At 67.9% G+C, this 18,011-nt stretch carries 14 protein-coding genes and 1 pseudogene; all 15 read left to right on the top strand.

Annotated features, from left to right (window positions below; all coding sequences use genetic code 11):
* Positions 1-404: 404 nt before the first annotated feature.
* Positions 405-851: a division/cell wall cluster transcriptional repressor MraZ gene (gene mraZ, locus ACKN61_RS05590; RefSeq protein WP_031371591.1), complete on the top strand. Its 447-nt coding sequence runs from the start codon at positions 405-407 to the stop codon at positions 849-851.
* An 11-nt stretch (positions 852-862) separates the two neighbouring features.
* Positions 863-1,906 (top strand): 16S rRNA (cytosine(1402)-N(4))-methyltransferase RsmH, encoded by a 1,044-nt coding sequence (rsmH, locus tag ACKN61_RS05595; RefSeq protein WP_408952662.1) that lies wholly within the window; start codon positions 863-865, stop codon positions 1,904-1,906.
* Complete coding sequence (gene ftsL / locus ACKN61_RS05600) at positions 1,903-2,166, top strand: cell division protein FtsL (protein WP_031371593.1); 264 nt, start codon at positions 1,903-1,905, stop codon at positions 2,164-2,166. Before rsmH ends, ftsL begins: the two co-directional genes overlap by 4 nt.
* Positions 2,163-4,145, top strand: a complete 1,983-nt coding sequence (locus tag ACKN61_RS05605; RefSeq protein WP_408952663.1) for a peptidoglycan D,D-transpeptidase FtsI family protein — start codon at positions 2,163-2,165, stop codon at positions 4,143-4,145. Before ftsL ends, ACKN61_RS05605 begins: the two co-directional genes overlap by 4 nt.
* The gene (locus ACKN61_RS05610; protein WP_408952664.1) at positions 4,142-5,665 is read left to right on the top strand and encodes a UDP-N-acetylmuramoyl-L-alanyl-D-glutamate--2,6-diaminopimelate ligase; all 1,524 of its coding nucleotides are present in this window, start codon (positions 4,142-4,144) and stop codon (positions 5,663-5,665) included. Before ACKN61_RS05605 ends, ACKN61_RS05610 begins: the two co-directional genes overlap by 4 nt.
* Positions 5,662-7,053 carry a UDP-N-acetylmuramoyl-tripeptide--D-alanyl-D-alanine ligase gene (gene murF / locus ACKN61_RS05615; protein WP_408952665.1) on the top strand — a complete coding sequence of 464 codons (1,392 nt, stop codon included), beginning with the start codon at positions 5,662-5,664 and terminating at the stop codon, positions 7,051-7,053. Before ACKN61_RS05610 ends, murF begins: the two co-directional genes overlap by 4 nt.
* Positions 7,043-8,131, top strand: a complete 1,089-nt coding sequence (mraY, locus tag ACKN61_RS05620; RefSeq protein ID WP_408952666.1) for a phospho-N-acetylmuramoyl-pentapeptide-transferase — start codon at positions 7,043-7,045, stop codon at positions 8,129-8,131. Before murF ends, mraY begins: the two co-directional genes overlap by 11 nt.
* Entirely contained in the window at positions 8,131-9,447 is a 1,317-nt protein-coding gene (ftsW, locus tag ACKN61_RS05625) for a putative lipid II flippase FtsW (RefSeq protein WP_408952667.1), read from the top strand. The genes mraY and ftsW overlap by 1 nt, the downstream gene beginning before the upstream one ends.
* The gene (gene murG / locus ACKN61_RS05630) at positions 9,444-10,532 is read left to right on the top strand and encodes an undecaprenyldiphospho-muramoylpentapeptide beta-N-acetylglucosaminyltransferase (RefSeq protein ID WP_408952668.1); all 1,089 of its coding nucleotides are present in this window, start codon (positions 9,444-9,446) and stop codon (positions 10,530-10,532) included. The genes ftsW and murG overlap by 4 nt, the downstream gene beginning before the upstream one ends.
* A 121-nt stretch (positions 10,533-10,653) precedes the next feature.
* Entirely contained in the window at positions 10,654-12,099 is a 1,446-nt protein-coding gene (murC, locus tag ACKN61_RS05635; protein WP_408952669.1) for a UDP-N-acetylmuramate--L-alanine ligase, read from the top strand.
* Between the two features lie 5 nt (positions 12,100-12,104).
* Complete coding sequence (locus tag ACKN61_RS05640) at positions 12,105-13,097, top strand: D-alanine--D-alanine ligase (RefSeq protein WP_408953767.1); 993 nt, start codon at positions 12,105-12,107, stop codon at positions 13,095-13,097.
* Positions 13,094-13,822: pseudogene (locus tag ACKN61_RS05645) on the top strand (cell division protein FtsQ/DivIB); the annotation flags it as partial. The gene ACKN61_RS05640 and the pseudogene ACKN61_RS05645, both read left to right, overlap by 4 nt.
* Positions 13,823-13,830: 8 nt before the next feature.
* Entirely contained in the window at positions 13,831-15,081 is a 1,251-nt protein-coding gene (gene ftsA, locus ACKN61_RS05650; protein ID WP_031371603.1) for a cell division protein FtsA, read from the top strand.
* A gap of 311 nt (positions 15,082-15,392) precedes the next feature.
* Positions 15,393-16,613 carry a cell division protein FtsZ gene (gene ftsZ / locus ACKN61_RS05655; protein ID WP_031371604.1) on the top strand — a complete coding sequence of 407 codons (1,221 nt, stop codon included), beginning with the start codon at positions 15,393-15,395 and terminating at the stop codon, positions 16,611-16,613.
* A 364-nt stretch (positions 16,614-16,977) separates the two neighbouring features.
* Positions 16,978-17,886 (top strand): UDP-3-O-acyl-N-acetylglucosamine deacetylase, encoded by a 909-nt coding sequence (gene lpxC / locus ACKN61_RS05660; protein WP_031371605.1) that lies wholly within the window; start codon positions 16,978-16,980, stop codon positions 17,884-17,886.
* Positions 17,887-18,011 lie beyond the last annotated feature (125 nt).

The following is an 18,011-nucleotide window of genomic DNA, read 5'->3' on the forward strand; positions in this document are numbered from 1 at the left end:
CATCGGCGATCCATTCGCTTGCGCATGTTCCGATAGTTGCCGCCGATCGTGCGGGCAAATCCGACCTTCTGCGCTGATCGACACAGGTTGCTGCTTCGCAACAGGACTTTAACAACTGTGACGGCCATCGCGTGAGGGTCACTTTGTGACGTGCTGAGTCTCAAAATGTGAGACGAAACAAAGGTTAGTGGATAAGTCTTGAATAAGACTCTGAAGTCCGCCGCAAGCCATTGATGTGCTTGGTGAAATTTGCCCCGGAAAGTTGTTGACAACCTTGTGCACCCTGCTAATGTGGACATCCGAGGGAAAACCTGGGTTTTTGTGGGTTTTCGAGGCCAGCCGTCCAGCCGGACGAATGAACGAGGTGACCCGTCCGGTAGAGACGGGAACCGCAAAGGTGCGCAATGTTCCAGGGCGAAACCGCCATCACGATCGATGACAAGGGACGGCTGGCGGTACCTACCGCCTACCGCGACGTCGTCGCGCGTGAATGCGACAACCGCCTGGTCATCACCTACAACCCGTTCGAGTCGGGCTCTCTCTATCTGTATCCGCTGTCGATCTGGGAACGCGTCCGCGACCAGGTCAACAAGCTGCCCAAGGCCAAGAAGGTCAATCGCAACATGCAGCTCAAGCTGGTCGGCGCGGCCGCGTTCGTCGAACTCGACGGCAACGGCCGTATCACCCTGCCAGGCAGCCATCGCGCCGCGGTCGGCATCGAGAAGAAAGCCGTCTTGCTGGGCATGGGCGACAAATTCGAGTTATGGAGCGAGCAGGCGCATCACGCGCAGATCCGTCAGACGATCACCGACGACGATCTGAGCGACGAGCTGCTCGACCTGCAGCTATGACGGGCGGTGGCATGGAACGCACGCACGCGCGATCCGGCCACCTTCCCGTGATGTACCGGCAGGCGCTGGATGGCCTGCGGGTGCTCGGGAACGGTGCCTATCTCGACGGCACGTTCGGACGCGGCGGGCATGCCCGCGGCGTACTTGAACTTTTGCAACCGCGAGGCCGGCTGCTGGTGATGGACAAGGACCCGGAAGCGATCGCCGTGGCCGAACGCGAGTTCGGTGGCGATCCGCGCGTGTCGATCTATCGCGGCAGCTTCGCCGACCTGGCCCACTGGGACGAAACCGCCGCCGGCCTCGACGGCGTGCTGCTGGACCTGGGCGTGTCTTCGCCGCAGCTCGACGTCGCCGAGCGCGGCTTCAGCTTCGGCAAGGACGGCCCGCTCGACATGCGCATGGACCCGGACAGCGGCCAGAGCGCGGCGCAGTGGCTGGCCTCGGCGTCGGAGAAAGAGATCGCCGACGTGCTGTGGACCTACGGCGAAGAGCGTCAGAGCCGCAAGATCGCCCGCACCATCGTCGCCCGCCGCGGCGAGCAGCCCTTGCTGCGCACCGCCCAGTTGGCCGACCTGATCGCCTCGGTGATGCCGCGCGGCGACAACAAGATCCATCCGGCGACCCGCAGCTTCCAGGCGATCCGCATCTTCATCAACCGCGAACTGGCCGATCTCGAAGCCGGCCTCGACGCCGCGCTGGCCCGCCTCAAGCCCGGCGGCCGCCTCGCGGTGATCAGCTTCCATTCGCTTGAGGATCGCATCGTCAAGCAGTTCATCGCCCGCCATTCGAAGGCGCCGCCGGCCAACCGGCGCATGCCGATCGAACTGGCGTTCACCCCGACCCTGTTGGCGATCGGCGGTGCCCAGAAGGCCTTCGACGAAGAAACCGCGAGCAACCCGCGCGCACGCAGCGCGGTGCTGCGGGTGGCCGAGAAGCTGGGAGTGGGGATTCGAGATTCGGGATTCGATGAAGCCCAGGCAGGCTCGGACTCGCTCGAACAAATCCCCAATCCCCAATCCCGATTCCCGGCGCCTCCGTCAGGAGGCGCAGCATGATGCGCCTGCTGCTCGCCCTGCTGATCGTCGCCAACGTGGTCTCGGCCTTGCTGGTGGTGTTCGCGCGCCACGAGCATCGCCAGTTGTTCGTGCAACTCAACAAGCTCCAGCGCGAGCGCGACGAACTCAACATCGAGTTCGGCCGCCTGCAACTGGAACAGGCGACCTGGGCGGAGAGCAACCGCATCGACCAGGTCGCGCGCGAGCGCATCGGGATGAAATTCCCGGAAGGCGCCGAAACCGTGGTGATCCGGCCATGAACGGTCGCAAGCCGCAGCGCCCCACCCGCAGCGGGCCGCTCGATCGCGTGCTCGGCGACCGCGGCCGCGGCGGCGGTTTCGATCGTCTGGTCGAAGGCATCGGCGAACGCTTCGCACGCGCCCGAGAAGACCGCGGCTCGCGCGGCAACAAGCCGCGCGGTCGCGTCGCCCAGTTCAACCTGCGCAACCGCCTGATCCTGGTCGGCGGCTCGCTCGGCCTGTGCGCGGTCGCCCTGGTCGGGCGCGCACTGGACCTGCAAGTCATCAGCAACGACTTCTATCGCCAGCAGGGCGACGCGCGTTCGCTGCGCGAGATTCCGATCCCGACCTCGCGCGGCATGATCACCGACCGCAACGGCGAGCCGCTGGCGGTGTCGACGCCGGTCGAGTCGATCTGGGGCAACCCCAAGGAGCTCGCCAAGAACCCCGAGCGCCTGCCGGAACTGGCCAAGGCGCTGGGCGTGTCGCGCGACGAGTTGACCCGCAAGCTGGCCCAGCGCGCCGGCAAGGAATTCATGTACCTCAAGCGCCGGATCAATCCGGACGAGGCGCGCAAGATCCTCGCGCACAAGGTGCCGGGCGTGTTCTCGCAGCGCGAGTTCCGCCGCTTCTACCCGCAGGGCGAGGCGATGGCGCACGTGTTGGGCTTCACCAACATCGACGACCGCGGCCAGGAAGGCCTGGAGCTGGCGTTCGACCACGAGCTGCGCGGCAAGCCCGGCACCAAGCGGGTGATCCGCGACGGCGCCGGCCGCATCGTCGAGAACGTCGATCTGGTGCAGTCGGCCGAGCCGGGCAAGGACCTGACCCTGACCCTCGACCGCCGCATCCAGTACCTGACCTACCGCGAGCTGCGTCGCGCCCTGGTCGATACCGGCGCGAGCAGCGCCTCGGCGGTGGTGCTCGACATCGAGACCGGCGAAGTGCTGGCGATGGCGAATCTGCCGACTTACAACCCGAACCTGCTCAGCGCCGGCAACCGCGACACCCACCGCAACCGCGCGGTCACCGACGTGGTCGAGCCGGGTTCGACGATGAAGCCGATCACGGTCGCCGCCGCGCTCAACGCCGGTGCGGTCAAGCCCACGACGCTGGTCAACACCACGCCGGGCTGGATGCCGAATGGCCGCTATCGCATCACCGACACCCACAACAACGGCGTGCTGACCGTCACCGGTGTGATCACCAAGAGCTCCAACGTCGGCGCGGCCAAGCTCGCCCTGCCGTTGCCGAACGACTATTACTACAACTTCATTCGCGGCTTCGGTTACGGGCAGAAGCCCAACAGCGGCTTCCCGGGCGAGTCCTCGGGCCTGCTCGCACCGCCGTCGCGCTGGAGCGGCACCACCAAGGCGACCATGTCCTACGGCTATGGCCTGTCGGCCACGCCGATGCAGATCGCCATGGCCTATGCGGCGATGGCCAACGGTGGGCGCCTGATCCAGCCGACCTTCGTCAAGGGCCAACGCAACGAAGCGCGGCAGGTGCTGGAGCCGGCGGTGGCCGGCGAGATCATGCGCATGATGCAGACCGTGACCGAGCCGGGCGGCACCGCCAAGCAAGCGGCGATTCTCGGTTATCACGTCGCCGGCAAGACCGGCACCACCCGCAAGTTCAGCGCCACCGGCGGTTATTCGCGCAAGTACGTGTCCTTGTTCGCCGGCGTGGTGCCGGTGGAGAAGCCGCGCTTCTCGATGGTGGTGGTGGTCAGCGAGCCCGACCCGACCAAGCGCGGTTACTACGGCGGTTCGGTGTCGGGCCCGGTGTTCCGCAACGTCATGGACGGCGCCCTGCGCCTGATGGACGTCGCGCCCGACGACATCGAAACCTGGCTGGCGGTGCAGGCCGCGGCCGAAGCCAAGCGCCTCAAGCAGAACGGCGGCAAGCCGAGCGGCCCGGTGGTTCCGGTGGCGACGCAGGCCGTCGCTTCGCCACCGCCGATCGCAGCGAGTGCGTTGGTCCATGGGGGCGCGCGATGAGCCGCTTGATGCCCTTGGCCGAACTGTTGCCCGACATCGCCGGCATCCCCGGCGATCTGCGTATCACCGGCCTGGTGATGGACAGTCGCGCGGTGCGTCCCGGCAATGCCTTCGTCGCGATCGCCGGCTTCGGCGCGCACGGCCTGGGTTTCGTCGAGCAGGCGCGCGCCAACGGCGCCAGCGCGATCCTGTTCGAGCCGCCCGCGCCCGACGAGCTGCCGGCCCCGGCCGATGCGATCGCCGTGCCCGGACTGCGTGCGCGCCTGGGGGAGATGGGCGACCGCTTCCACGGGCGCGCCACCGAAGCGATGACCGTGGTCGGCGTGACCGGCACCAACGGCAAGACCTCGACCGTGCAGTTGATCGCGCAGGCCTGGGCTCTGCGCGGCATCCGCTGCGGCACCGTCGGTACCCTCGGCGCCGGCCTGTACGGCGAGATCGTCCCGACCGGTTTCACCACTCCGCTGGTGCTGCAGTTGCACGAACTGCTCGCCGACATGCACGAGGCCGGCGCCAGCGCGATCGCGATGGAAGTCAGCTCGCACGCGCTCGACCAGGGCCGCGTCGCCGGCGTGCATTTCGACGTCGGCGTATTCACCAATCTGACCCGCGATCATCTCGACTATCACGGCGACATGGCGAGCTACGGCGCAGCCAAGGCGCGCTTGTTCGCCTGGCCCGGACTCAAGGCCGCGGCGATCAATCTCGACGACGAGTTCGGCCGCGAGCTGATCGCCAAGTTGCCCAAGTCGGTGCGCGCGGTGGGCCTGAGCTCGCGCGATCGCGACAACGCCGTCGTCCGCGCCGAAACCCTGAGCTTCGACAACCGCGGCATCGGCTTCGACCTGGTCGTCGACGGCCAGACCCACGCGGTGGTGTCGCCGCTGCTGGGCCGGTTCAACGTCGACAACCTGCTGGCGGTGGCCGGCACCTTGTACGCGCTGGGCGACAAGCCGGCGCAGATCGCCGAAACCCTGTCGCAGTTGCAGCCCATCCACGGCCGCATGAACCGCCTCGGCGGCGACGGCGTCGCGCCGTTGGTGGTGATCGACTACGCGCATACGCCCGACGCGTTGGAACAGGCGCTGGCCTCGCTGCGCTCGCATGCTGGCGCGCGCCTGATCTGCGTGTTCGGCTGCGGCGGCGAGCGCGATCGCGGCAAGCGCCCGCAGATGGCGGCGATCGCCGAATACGGCGCCGACCTGGTCATCGTCACCGACGACAATCCGCGCGGCGAAGACGGCGACGTCATCGTCGCCGACATCATGGCCGGTTTGCGCGATCCGCAGCGCGCCGTGGTCCTGCGCGACCGTCGCGCGGCGATCGACCACGCCATCGCCCAGGCCGATGCCGACGACATCGTGTTGATCGCCGGCAAGGGTCACGAGCCTTATCAGGAGATCCAGGGCGTGCGCCATGCCTTCGACGACACCGAAGTAGCCCGAGCGGCGCTGGAGGCTCGCGCGCCGCACATGGATGCGCAAGTGCCGCGGGCCCGGGATGGGCAGGAGCGACCATGAAGAGCCTGCGGCTGTCCGAGATCGCGCGCATGACCGGCGGCCGCCTGCACGGCGCCGATGCGGCCATCGAACTGGTCGTCACCGATACCCGCGCGCTGCCCGAGACGGGCGCGGCGCTGTTCGTCGCGCTCAAGGGCGAGCGTTTCGACGGCCACGACCATGTCGCCAAGCTGGCCGGCAGCGCCGTCGTCGGTGCTCTGGTCGCGCGCGAGATCGATGCCCCGATCGCCCAGGTGGTGGTCGCCGACAGCGAGCGCGCGCTCGCCGACCTCGCCGCCGCGGTACAGGCGCAGCGCAGCGGCAACATCGTCGTCGCCATCACCGGCAGCAACGGCAAGACCAGCGTCAAGACCCTGACCGCGGCGATCCTCGAACGCGCCGGCCGCACCTATGCGACGCCGGGCAACCGCAACAACGAGATCGGCCTGCCGCTGGCGGTGCTCGACGCACCGGAAGACGCGCAGTTCGCGATCTACGAGATGGGCGCCGGCAAGCCCGGCGACATCGCCTATCTGGTGCGGGTGGCGCGCCCGCAGGTGGCCCTGGTCAACAACATCGCGCCGGCGCATCTGGAACGCATGGGCAGCCTGCTCGGCATCGCCGACACCAAGGCGGCGATCTACGACGCCCTGCCGGAGGACGGCGTGGCGGTGATCAACGCCGACGACGCTTTCGCCCCGTACTTCGGCGAGCGTGCGGCCGGGCGCCGGGCGATCCGCTTCGGCCTGGACGCCAGCGCCGAGGTCACCGCGCTCGACGTCCGCCTCGGCACCGAAGGCTCGACCTTCGTGCTCGTCGCGCCGCAGGGGCGGGCCGAGATCGCGCTGCAGTTGGTCGGCCGGCACAACGTGCGCAACGCGCTCGCCGCGGCCTCGCTGGCGCTCGCCGCCGGCGCCGGCTTCGACGCTGTCGTCGCCGGCCTGAACGCTGCGCGCCCGGTCGAGGGGCGCCTGATCACCCATCGCCTCGACAACGGCGCGGTGCTGATCGACGACAGCTACAACGCCAACCCCGGCTCGACCGCGGCGGCGATCGACGCGCTGGCCGAGATCGGCGGCGAGAACTGGCTGGTGCTCGGCGACATGCGCGAGATCGGCCACGACGAGATCGCGATGCATGTCGAGATCGGCCGCCGCGCCAAGGCCTCCGGCATCCGCCGCCTGTACGCGCTCGGCGCGCTCAGCAGCGCAGCGGCGAAGGCTTTCGGCGAAGGCGGCAGCGTGCACGAGAGCCACGCCGCGCTCGCGCAGACGCTGGCCGCCGATTTGCGCGACGGCGTGCGGGTGTTGGTCAAAGGTTCGCACAGCAGTGCGATGGATCGGATCGTGACGGCGTTGCTGTCCGCGCAGAAGCCCGAACAGGGGAAGGGGACGTCGCATGTTGCTTGAATTGACTCGCTGGCTCGAACAACTGCAGAGCCTGTTCGGCTTGTTCGGTTATCTCACCTTCCGCGGCATCCTCAGCGCGCTGACCGCGCTGGCGCTGTCGTTGTGGTGGGGGCCGGCGGTGATCCGCAAGCTCGCCCAGTACAAGGGCGGCCAGCCGATCCGCCAGGACGGCCCGCAGACGCATTTCTCCAAGGCCGGTACGCCGACCATGGGCGGCGCGCTGATCCTGGTCACGGTGCTGGCCTCGGTGCTGCTGTGGGGCGACCTGCGCAACCGTTATGTCTGGCTGGTGCTGGCGGTGATGCTGGCGTTCGGCGCGATCGGCTGGTACGACGACTGGATCAAGATCGTCCACCGCGACCCCAACGGTTTGAAGTCGCGCTGGAAGTACCTGCTGCAATCGATCTTCGGCCTGGCCGCGGGCATGTTCCTGTACTTCACCGCCGATCCGGCCACCGCTGCCAGTACGACCTTCTACGTACCGCTGATCAAGGCCATCGCGATTCCGCTCGGTGCCGGCCTGATCGTGGTCGCCTATTTCTGGATCGTCGGTTTCTCCAACGCGGTCAACCTGACCGACGGCCTCGACGGCCTGGCGATCATGCCGACCGTGCTGGTCGCCTGCGCGCTGGGCGTGTTCGCCTATGCCTCCGGCCACGCCGAGTTCTCCAAGTACCTGCAGATTCCGCAGGTGCCCGGGGCCGGCGAGCTGGTGATCATCTGTGCGGCTATCGCCGGCGCCGGGCTCGGCTTCCTGTGGTTCAACACCTATCCGGCCATGGTGTTCATGGGCGACATCGGCGCGCTCGCGCTCGGCGCGGTGCTCGGCACCATCGCCGTGATCGTCCGTCAGGAACTGGTGCTGGTGATCATGGGCGGCGTGTTCGTCATCGAAACCCTGTCGGTGATGATCCAGGTCGCTTCGTTCAAGCTCACCGGCAAGCGCGTGTTCCGCATGGCGCCGATCCATCACCACTTCGAACTCAAGGGCTGGCCCGAGCCGCGCGTGATCGTGCGCTTCTGGATCATCTCGGTGGTGTTGGTGTTGGTCGGTCTGGCAACGCTCAAGGTCCGTTGATGGAAAACTCCGCACGCCAGGCAACGCGACTCGACGCCATCCACGGGCGCTACGACCCGTGGTTGCTCGCCGTGTCCGCGGCGCTGGCCTGCGCGGGCGTGATCATGGTCGGCTCGGCGTCGCTCGGCGTCGCCGCGACCCATGCCGTCGATCCGTTCTACTTCCTGACCCGCCACCTGATCTTCCTGTCGGTCGGCCTGGGTCTGGGCTTCTGGCTGATGCGTACCGAGCTCAAGACCATCGAGCAGCACAACCAGTGGCTGCTGCTGGTCTGCGTGGTGTTGCTGTTGCTGGTATTCGTGCCGGTGATCGGCAAGCAGGTCAACGGCGCCAAGCGCTGGATCAACCTCGGCCCGGCCAGCTTCCAGGCAGTCGAGGCGGTCAAGCTGCTCTACATCGTCTGGCTGGCGAGCTATCTCAAGCGTTTCAGCGAAGACATCTCGGCGACCTGGGGCGCGATGCTCAAGCCGATCGGCGTGGCCGTGGTGCTGGTCGCACTGTTGCTGATGCAGCCCGACTTCGGTTCGTCCTCGCTGCTGCTGGCGATCACCGCCGGCATGCTGGTGCTCGGCGGCGTCAACATGCCGCGCATGTTCGGGCCGGTGCTGATCGGCCTGCCGGTGCTGGCGATCATCGCCATCGCCGAGCCCTACCGCGTTACCCGCCTGACCTCGTTCTTGAACCCCTGGGTCGACCCGTTCGGCACCGGCTATCAGCTGACCAACGCCCTGATGGCGGTCGGCCGCGGCGAGTGGACCGGGGTCGGCCTCGGCGCGTCGGTGCAAAAGCTGTCCTACCTGCCCGAAGCGCACACCGACTTCATCATGGCGGTGATCGGCGAGGAATTCGGTTTCGCCGGCGTCTGCACAGTGGTCGGTCTGTACGTGCTGCTGGCCGGGCGCGCGCTGTGGATCGGCCTGAAGTGCGTCGAGATGCGCCGCCATTTCTCCGGCTACGTCGCCTTCGGCATCGCCCTGTGGATGGGGCTGCAAAGCTTCGTTTCGATCGGCGTCAACCTGGGGCTGCTGCCGACCAAGGGCCTGACCCTGCCGATGATTTCCTACGGCGGCTCCAGCGTGCTGATGAGCTGCGCCGCTCTGGGTGTGCTGTTGCGCGTGTCCTACGAACTCGACCGCGCCCAGCGCCAGGTCGCGCGCCTGCGCGGCGAAGCCGGCCAAGGGCAGGGCGCGGCGTCGCCGGCAGCGGCTGCGTCGAATACCGGCCCGGCAGCGTCGTCCAATACGCGCAACGACAACGCGCGCGGCACCAGCCGCCTGCGCCAGCGCGTCGAGCCTTCGCTCGGGAGGTCCGCATGAGCGAGCTTCGTACGAGCGAACGCCCGGTGATGATTCTTGCCGGCGGCACCGGCGGGCATATCTTCCCGGGGCTTGCGGTGGCCAAGGCTTTGCGGGGCCGCAATGTTCCGGTGTGCTGGCTCGGCGCCGACGGCGGCATGGAAACGCGCCTGGTGCCGCAGCACGACGTCGCTATCGACACCATCGCGATCAGCGCCGTGCGCGGCAAGGGCCTGGCCACATTGCTGCGCGCACCGTTCCGCCTGCTGTCCTCGGTGCGCGCGGCGCAGCGCGTGCTGCGCCAGCGCCAGCCGCGCGCCGTGGTGAGTTTCGGCGGTTACGCGGCCGGCCCCGGCGGCCTGGCCGCGCGTCTGGCCGGCGTGCCGTTGATCGTGCACGAACAGAACCGCGCGCCGGGCATGACCAATCGCGTGCTGTCGCGTTTCGCGCGCCATGTGCTGACCGGCTTCCCGGATACCTTCCCGGGCGGCCGCGAAGAAGTGGTCGGCAACCCGGTGCGCGCCGAGATCGCGGCCATCGAGGTGCCGGCGCAACGTTTCGCCGAACGCAGCGGTCCGTTGCGCCTGCTCGTGCTCGGCGGCAGCCAGGGTGCGCGCGCGCTCAATACTGGTGTGCCGGCGGCGATCGCCGGCCTGCGCGGTCGCGTGCCGTGCCAGGTGCGGCACCAGTGCGGCGAGAAGCTGCGCGAGGAGGCCGAGCGCGCCTATGCCGCGGCCGGCGTGGTCGCATCGGTCGAACCTTTCATCGCCGACATGGCCGCGGCTTACGCCTGGGCCGACCTGGTGGTCTGCCGCGCCGGTGCGCTGACCCTGGCCGAGCTGTGCGCGGCCGGCGTCGGCAGCGTGCTGGTGCCGTTCCCGCAAGCGGTCGACGACCACCAGACCAAAAACGCGCGTTTCCTGGTCGATCGCGGCGCGGCGCAGTTGCTGCCGCAGGCCGGCGACCTCGCCGAACGCTTGTCGGCGACCATCGAAATCCTGGCCGAGCGCGGCGTGCTGTTGCAGATGGCCAACGCCGCGCGCGCCCTGGCCAAACCCGACGCCGCCGAACGCGTCGCCGATGCGGTGCTGGGGGTGGGGCGATGAGCCGCTTACGCGCCGCGATTCGGGATTCGAGATTCGGGATTCGCACCCGCGGGCCGAAGCATCGCCCGGTTGTCGTCCATCCCAATCCCGAATCCCTAATCCCGAATCACGGAGTTACCGCATGAGCACCGCACTTCGCCGCCGCCTGCAACACACCGGCGATCTGGCCAAGGCCTTTCCGCGCGTGCATTTCGTCGGCATCGGCGGCACCGGCATGAGCGGGATAGCGGAAGTCATGTGCACGCTCGGCTATCAGGTGTCCGGCTCGGACATGGCCGACAACGCGGTGACCCGCCGGCTCGAGGCGATGGGCGTCAGCGTCCATCGCGGCCACGCCGCGGCCAACGTGCTGGGCACCGATTGCGTGGTGGTGTCGAGCGCGATCAAGCGCGACAACCCAGAACTGATGGAAGCGCGCGCCCAGCGCATTCCGGTGGTGCCGCGCGCAGAAATGCTGGCCGAGCTGATGCGCTTCCGCCGCGGCATCGCCGTGGCCGGTACCCACGGCAAGACCACCACCACCTCGCTGACCGCCAGCGTGCTGGCCGAAGGCGGGATCGACCCGACCTTCGTGATCGGCGGCAAGCTGCTCGCCGCCGGCGCCAACGCCGGGCTCGGCGGGGGACAGTGGCTGGTCGCCGAAGCCGACGAAAGCGACGGCAGTTTCCTGCGCCTGAACCCGCAGATCGCCATCGTCACCAACATCGATGCCGACCACCTGGAAAACTACGGCGGCGATTTCGCCAAGGTCCAGGCCGCGTTCGAGGAATTCCTGCACCGCCTGCCGTTCTACGGTCTGGCCGTGTTGTGCATCGACGACGCCAACGTCGCCCGGCTCGCTGCCGAGACGCCGCGTCACGTGATGACCTACGGTTTCGACGAAACCGCCGACGTGCGCGCCGAGGACGTCACTCAACGCGGCGGCGCGATGTATTTCACCCTGTGCCTGCCGGACGCCTCGCGCACCGCGGTGACCCTGGCGTTGCCGGGCCGTCACAACGTGCTCAACTCGCTCGCCGCCGCTTCGGTGGCCTGGCAGCTCGGTGTTCAGCCCGACGCGATCGCGCGCGCGCTGGAGAAATTCGAAGGCATCGGCCGCCGCTTCAACCTGCTCGCCGAACTGCGCACCGACAAGGGCGCTGTGGTGCAATTGGTCGACGACTACGGCCATCACCCGAAAGAGCTCGAAGCGGTGTTCGCCGCGGCGCGCGGCGGCTGGCCGGACAAGCGCCTGGTGGTGGCCTTCCAGCCGCACCGTTACAGCCGCACCCGCGACCTGTTCGACGACTTCGCCGCGGTGCTGTCCTCGGTGGATGCGCTGGTGCTGACCGAGGTCTATCCGGCCGGCGAAGCGCCGATCGCCGGCGCCGACGCCAAGTCGCTGGCGCGCGCGATCCGCGCGCGCGGCCGTATCGATCCGGTCGTGGTCAGCGGTGCCGGCGATCTCGCCGGCGTGCTGCCCGACGTACTCAACGACGGCGATCTGTTGTTGCTGATGGGCGCCGGCGACATCGGCGCGGCCGCGCAGCAGCTCGCCAGCCATGGTTTCCAGGGAGAATCGAAGTGAGCGTGGTGAGTCTGCAGTTCGCGCCGCTGCGCGTCACCGACCCGGCCGTGTTCGGCCGCGTTGCCGTGCTCATGGGCGGCACCAGCGCCGAGCGCGAAGTGTCGCTGGATTCCGGGCGCGGCGTGCTGGAAGCGCTGCGTTCGCGCGGGGTCGACGCGTTCGCGGTCGACGGCATCCCGGCGTTGATGGACACCATCCGCGCCGGCGGCGTCGACCGCGTCTTCAACATCCTCCACGGCAACAAGGGCGGCGGCGAAGACGGCGTGCTGCAGGGAGTGCTGGAAGCGCTCGGCGTGCCGTACACCGGTTCGGACGTACTCGGCTCGGCGCTGGCGATGGACAAGATCCGCACCAAGCAGGTGTGGATGTCGACCGGCCTGCCGACGCCGCGCTACAAGCGCATCGCCAAGGGCGACGATGTCCACGCGGCGGCGCGCGAGATCGGTCTGCCGGTGATCATCAAGCCCTCCAGCGAAGGCTCCAGTGTCGGCGTGTCGCGCGTGCTCAAGGACGCCGACATCGACGAGGCGGTGGCCTTGGCTGCGCGCTATCCGGGCGAGATGCTGATGGAGCAGATGGTGATCGGCGACGAGCTGACCGTGGCCGTGCTGGTCAACGGCGAGGGCTATACCGCGCTGCCGTCGATCCGCATCGTGCCCAAGGGCGAGTGGTACGACTACCACGCCAAGTACATCGCCGACGACACTCAGTACCTGTGCCCGGGCCTGGACGGCGCCGACGAAGCCGAGATCCGCCGGCTCGCCATGGAAGCCTTCGTCGCCGCGGGTTGCAAGGGCTGGGGCCGGGTCGACGTGATGCGCGACCGCAACAGCGGCCAGCTTTACCTGATCGAGGTCAACACCGCGCCGGGCATGACCAGCCACTCGCTGGTGCCGAAGGCCGCGCGCCAGGTCGGCATCGAGTACGACGAGCTGTGCTGGCGCGTGCTCGAGGCGACCGTGGTCGCGTCGCCCGCCGTAGGAGGTGACGCGGCGTGAACGCCATGCTCCGCCTCGTCGGTTGGTTACTTGCGCTGGCCTTGGTCGCGCTGCCGGTCGTAGCCGTGCTCAACGGCTGGGTCGGCGCGAACCAGTGGCCGCTCAAGCGCCTGCGCGTGACCGGCGAGTTCGAGCGGGTGGATGCGGCGTCGTTGCGCAAGACCTTGTTGCCGTATGCGCAGCGCGGTTTCTTCGCGGTGGATCTGGCGGCCGCGCAGGATTCGGTGGCCAAGCTGCCGTGGGTCGAGCATGCCGAAGTGCGCAAGCGCTGGCCCGACGTGCTGGAAGTCAGCGTGATCGAACACAAGCCGTTCGCGCGCTGGGGCAAGGACCAGTTGCTGTCGGAGCAGGGACGCTTGTTCCCGGTCGACGGCATCCAGGTGCCGGACGGTCTGCCGCAGTTCGGCGGGCCCGATGCGCGGGTCGCCGACGTGGTGGCGCTCTACAACGAATCGCGCGAGCTGTTCGCCCCGGTCGGCATGGACGTAAGGCAGGTCGAGGTGGACCAGCGCGGCAGTTGGACGCTCGGTCTGGGCAACGGCGCGCAGATCGTGGTCGGGCGCAGCGAAGCGCGCGCCCGCCTGGGCCGCTTCGTCAGGTTGTTGCCGCAGTTGTTGGCCCAGCGCGTGCAAGTGCTCGCGCGCGCCGATCTTCGTTACACCAATGGTTTTTCGCTGTCCTGGGCGCCCGTGCAGGCACCCGAGGCGGCACCGAAACAGCAGCAAGGACAGTCATGAACCGCAAAGGCGACAAGTCGCTGATCGTAGGCCTCGACATCGGCACCTCCAAGGTGGTGGCGCTGGTGGGCGAGTACACGCCTTCCGACGGCCGGCCGGGCACTCCGATCGAAGTCATCGGCATCGGCTCGCACGAATCGCGCGGTCTCAAGCGCGGCGTCGTGGTCGACATCGAATCGACGGTGCAATCGATCCAGCGCGCGATCGAGGAAGCCGAGCTGATGGCCGGCTGCGAGATCCGCTCGGTCTACGCCTCGATCTCCGGTAACCACATCCAGTGCCGCAACTCGCAGGGCATCGCGCCGATCCGTGACGGCGAGGTCACTTACGGCGATCTCGACCGCGTGCTGGAAGCGGCCAAGGCGGTGGCGATCCCGGCCGACCAGAAGATCCTGCATGCGATCCCGCGCGACTACGTGCTCGACGATTCGCAGGAAGGCATCCGCAACCCGGTCGGCATGACCGGCGTGCGCCTGGAGGTGCACGCGCACCTGGTCGTGTGCGCGCAGTCGGCCGCGGCCAACATCAGCAAGTGCGTGCAGCGCTGCGGCCTGCAGGTCGACGACCTGATCCTCGGCGTGCTCGCCTCGAGCAACGCCGTGCTGACCAGCGACGAGCGCGAGCTCGGCGTGGTCCTGGTCGACATCGGCGCCGGCACCACCGACATCGCGGTGTTCGTGCAGGGCGCGATCGCCCACAGCGCGAGCCTGCCGATCGCCGGCGACAAGGTCACCGAAGACATCGCCCATATGCTGCGCACGCCGACCCCGGAAGCCGAGCAGATCAAGGTCCGCTACGCCTGCGCGTTGGCGCAGATGGCGACGGCCGAGGAATCGATCCAGGTGCCGAGCGTCGGCGACCGTCCGCCGCGGCGCATGCCGCGTCACTCGCTGGCGCAGGCGGTGCAGGCGCGCTACGAGGAAATCTTCGAAATGATCCAGGCCGAACTGCGCCGCTCGGGGTTCGAGCACCACGTGCGCGCCGGCATGGTCCTGACCGGCGGCGCCTCGAAGATGGAAGGCGTGGTCGAGCTGGCCGAGGAAATGCTGCAGATGCCGGTGCGCGTGGGCATTCCGCAGCACGTCACCGGCCTGGGCGAAGTGGTCGGCAACCCGGTCCACGCGACCGGCGTCGGTCTGCTGCTGATGGGCAGCCAGATCGAGAACCCGCGCCGTCCGGTGATCTCCACCGGTCGCGCCGGCAGCTTCTTCAACAAGATCAAGAACTGGTATCGCGGAGAGTTCTGAAGGCGGCGATTCGAGAGTCGGGAATTGGGATTCGGGAATCGTAAGAGCAACAGCAACAGCAACAGCACAAGCACGAGCAACAGCACTGGCAGGTTGTGGCAACGGCAGTAGCGGTAAACGAGTAGCGAAACGTCGGAGAGGACGGCATCGAGACCAAGGCTTCGCTTTTTGCGAATCCCGATTCCCGAATCCCAATTCCCGGCAGAAAAAAACCAAAAACGTCGGAGAGGACGGCATCGAGACCAGGGCTTCGCTTTTACGAATCCCGAATCCAGATTCCCGAATCCCGGCACTAATAAGAGGACGAGGACATGGCACATTTCGAACTGGTTGAAAAAATGGCCCCGAACGCGGTCATCAAGGTCGTTGGCGTGGGCGGCGGCGGCGGTAACGCCGTGGCGCACATGGTCAGCGGCAACGTCGACGGCGTGGAGTTCATCACCGCCAACACCGACGCGCAGGCGATCAAGAACTGCGGCGCCAAGCTGCAGCTGCAGCTCGGCAGTAATGTCACCAAGGGCCTGGGCGCAGGCGCGAATCCGGAAGTCGGCCGTCAAGCCGCGCTGGAAGATCGCGAACGCATCATGGACGCGCTGACCGGCGCCGACATGGTCTTCATCACCGCCGGCATGGGCGGCGGCACCGGCACCGGCGCGGCGCCGGTCGTGGCCCAGCTCGCCAAGGAGATGGGCATCCTGACCGTCGCGGTCGTCACCAAGCCGTTCCCGTTCGAAGGCCGCCGCCGCATGCAGGTCGCGCTGAAGGGCATCGAAGAGCTGTCGCACCACTGCGATTCGCTGATCACCATCCCGAACGAGAAGCTGATCACCGTGCTCGGCCGCAACGCGACCATGATCCAGGCCTTCCGTGCCGCCAACGACGTGCTGCTCGGCGCCGTGCAGGGCATCGCCGACCTGATCGTGCGTCCGGGCCTGATCAACGTCGACTTCGCCGACGTGCGCACGGTCATGAGCGAGATGGGTCTGGCGATGATGGGCACCGGCGCCGCACGCGGCGACGACCGCGCCCAGGCCGCGGCCGAATCGGCGATCCAGAACCCGCTGCTCGACGACGTCAACCTGGCCGGCGCCAACGGCATCCTGGTCAACATCACCGCCGGTCCGGACTTCACCATGGCCGAGTTCGATGAGGTCGGCCGCACCATCGAGAACTTCGCTTCCGAAGACGCGACCGTGGTCATCGGCACCGTGCTCGACCCGGACATGCAGGACGAGGTCAAGGTCACCGTGGTCGCCACCGGCCTCAACCGCGTCGCCGCCAAGCAGTCGGTGCGCGGTCACGGCCACGACCGCGAATCGCAGCGCGCGCCGATCCAACTGGTGCGCAATGCGACCACCGGCCAGCCGGAGTTCTCGGCGATGGACGACGTCGGCCATGCGCCGATGCCGAGCTTCGGCGGCAGCCTGCGCGGCAGCTCGCGCCAGGAACCGACCGGCCCGGCCGTGGCGGACTTCGGCAGCGACAACAGCTACCTGGACATCCCGGCGTTCCTGCGCCGCCAGGCCGACTGAGTGCGATAGCCCGCCAGGGTAGGGACGCCGTGGCGGGACACACCGCAGTAGCGACATCGCGGTAAGGAACACCCTCGGGCCGGACTCGTCCCCGGCCTCAGGCATCTTGCCCCCGCGCCCCGGCGCAGGGGGCTTTTGGGCCGGTCGGCCCTCCCCCTCGGGGCGGTCGACCGGTCAGTTTGACGAACGCTGTTGACAACGGCGGGACAGTGTGTCCTTTCCGTTCAGGTTCAGGGTTGCGCGTGCTAATCTTGCGCGGCTTCGTTTCACCCCCATCCAGTGGTCGGTCCCCTTCGCGTCCGCAGGCTTTGCGGACCGATGCCGACACCAACACTCCATGTCCGCGGAAAGTCCCCCTACGACCATGCTGCGTCAGCGCACCCTCAAGAATGTGATCCGCGCCACCGGCGTGGGCCTGCACAGCGGCGAGAAGGTTTTTCTCACCCTGCGCCCGGCGCCGACCGATACCGGCATCGTGTTCCGCCGCGTCGATCTCGACCCGGTGGTGGAACTGCCTGCGCGTGCCGACCTGGTCACCGAGACCACCCTGTGCACGGGCCTGACCTACGGCGCCGGCAAGGTCATGACGGTCGAACACTTGCTGTCGGCGATGGCCGGGCTCGGCATCGACAATTGCTATGTCGAACTGTCGGCACCGGAAGTGCCGATCATGGACGGCTCGGCCGGTCCGTTCGTGTTCCTGCTGCAGTCGGCGGGCATCGCCGAGCAGGACGCGCCCAAGCGCTTCATCCGCATCAAACATCCGGTCGAGGTGCGCGACGGCGACAAGGTCGCCCGTTTCGAGCCCTTCGACGGTTTCCGCCTGGGTTTCACCGTGGTCTTCGACCATCCGGCGATTCCGGCGGCGCAATCGCGCGCGCAGGTCGAGTTCTCGACCGAGAACTACATCCGCGAAGTCAGCCGCGCCCGCACCTTCGGCTTCATGCGCGACCTGGAATACATGCGCGAGCGCAACCTCGGCCTCGGCGGCTCGATGGACAACGCGATCGTGCTGGACGAATTCCGCGTGCTCAACGACGACGGCCTGCGATACGCCGACGAATTCGTCCGCCACAAGATCCTCGACGCCGTCGGCGATCTCTACCTCGCCGGCCACGCCATCATCGGCGCCTACGAGGGCTACAAGTCCGGCCACGCGCTCAACAACAAGCTCGTGCGCGCCCTGCTGGCCGAACGTTCGGCCTGGGAGCAAGTGACCTACACCGGCTCGGAGCCGACTCCGGTGGCCTACGGCGAGCCTATTCCGGCTTGATTCTGCCTGATTGGGAACCTCGATCCGGCCTGTTCGGACCGAGTGCGGAGGCCGGTAAACGGCGCCCGAAACTGAATGCGCGACCGACGCCCGGCCCGGAAAATCAAGAACGTTAACGCGGTCAC

The organism is Lysobacter sp. Hz25 (genome assembly GCF_046097045.1).
In the GTDB taxonomy this organism is placed as follows: domain Bacteria; phylum Pseudomonadota; class Gammaproteobacteria; order Xanthomonadales; family Xanthomonadaceae; genus Lysobacter; species Lysobacter antibioticus_B.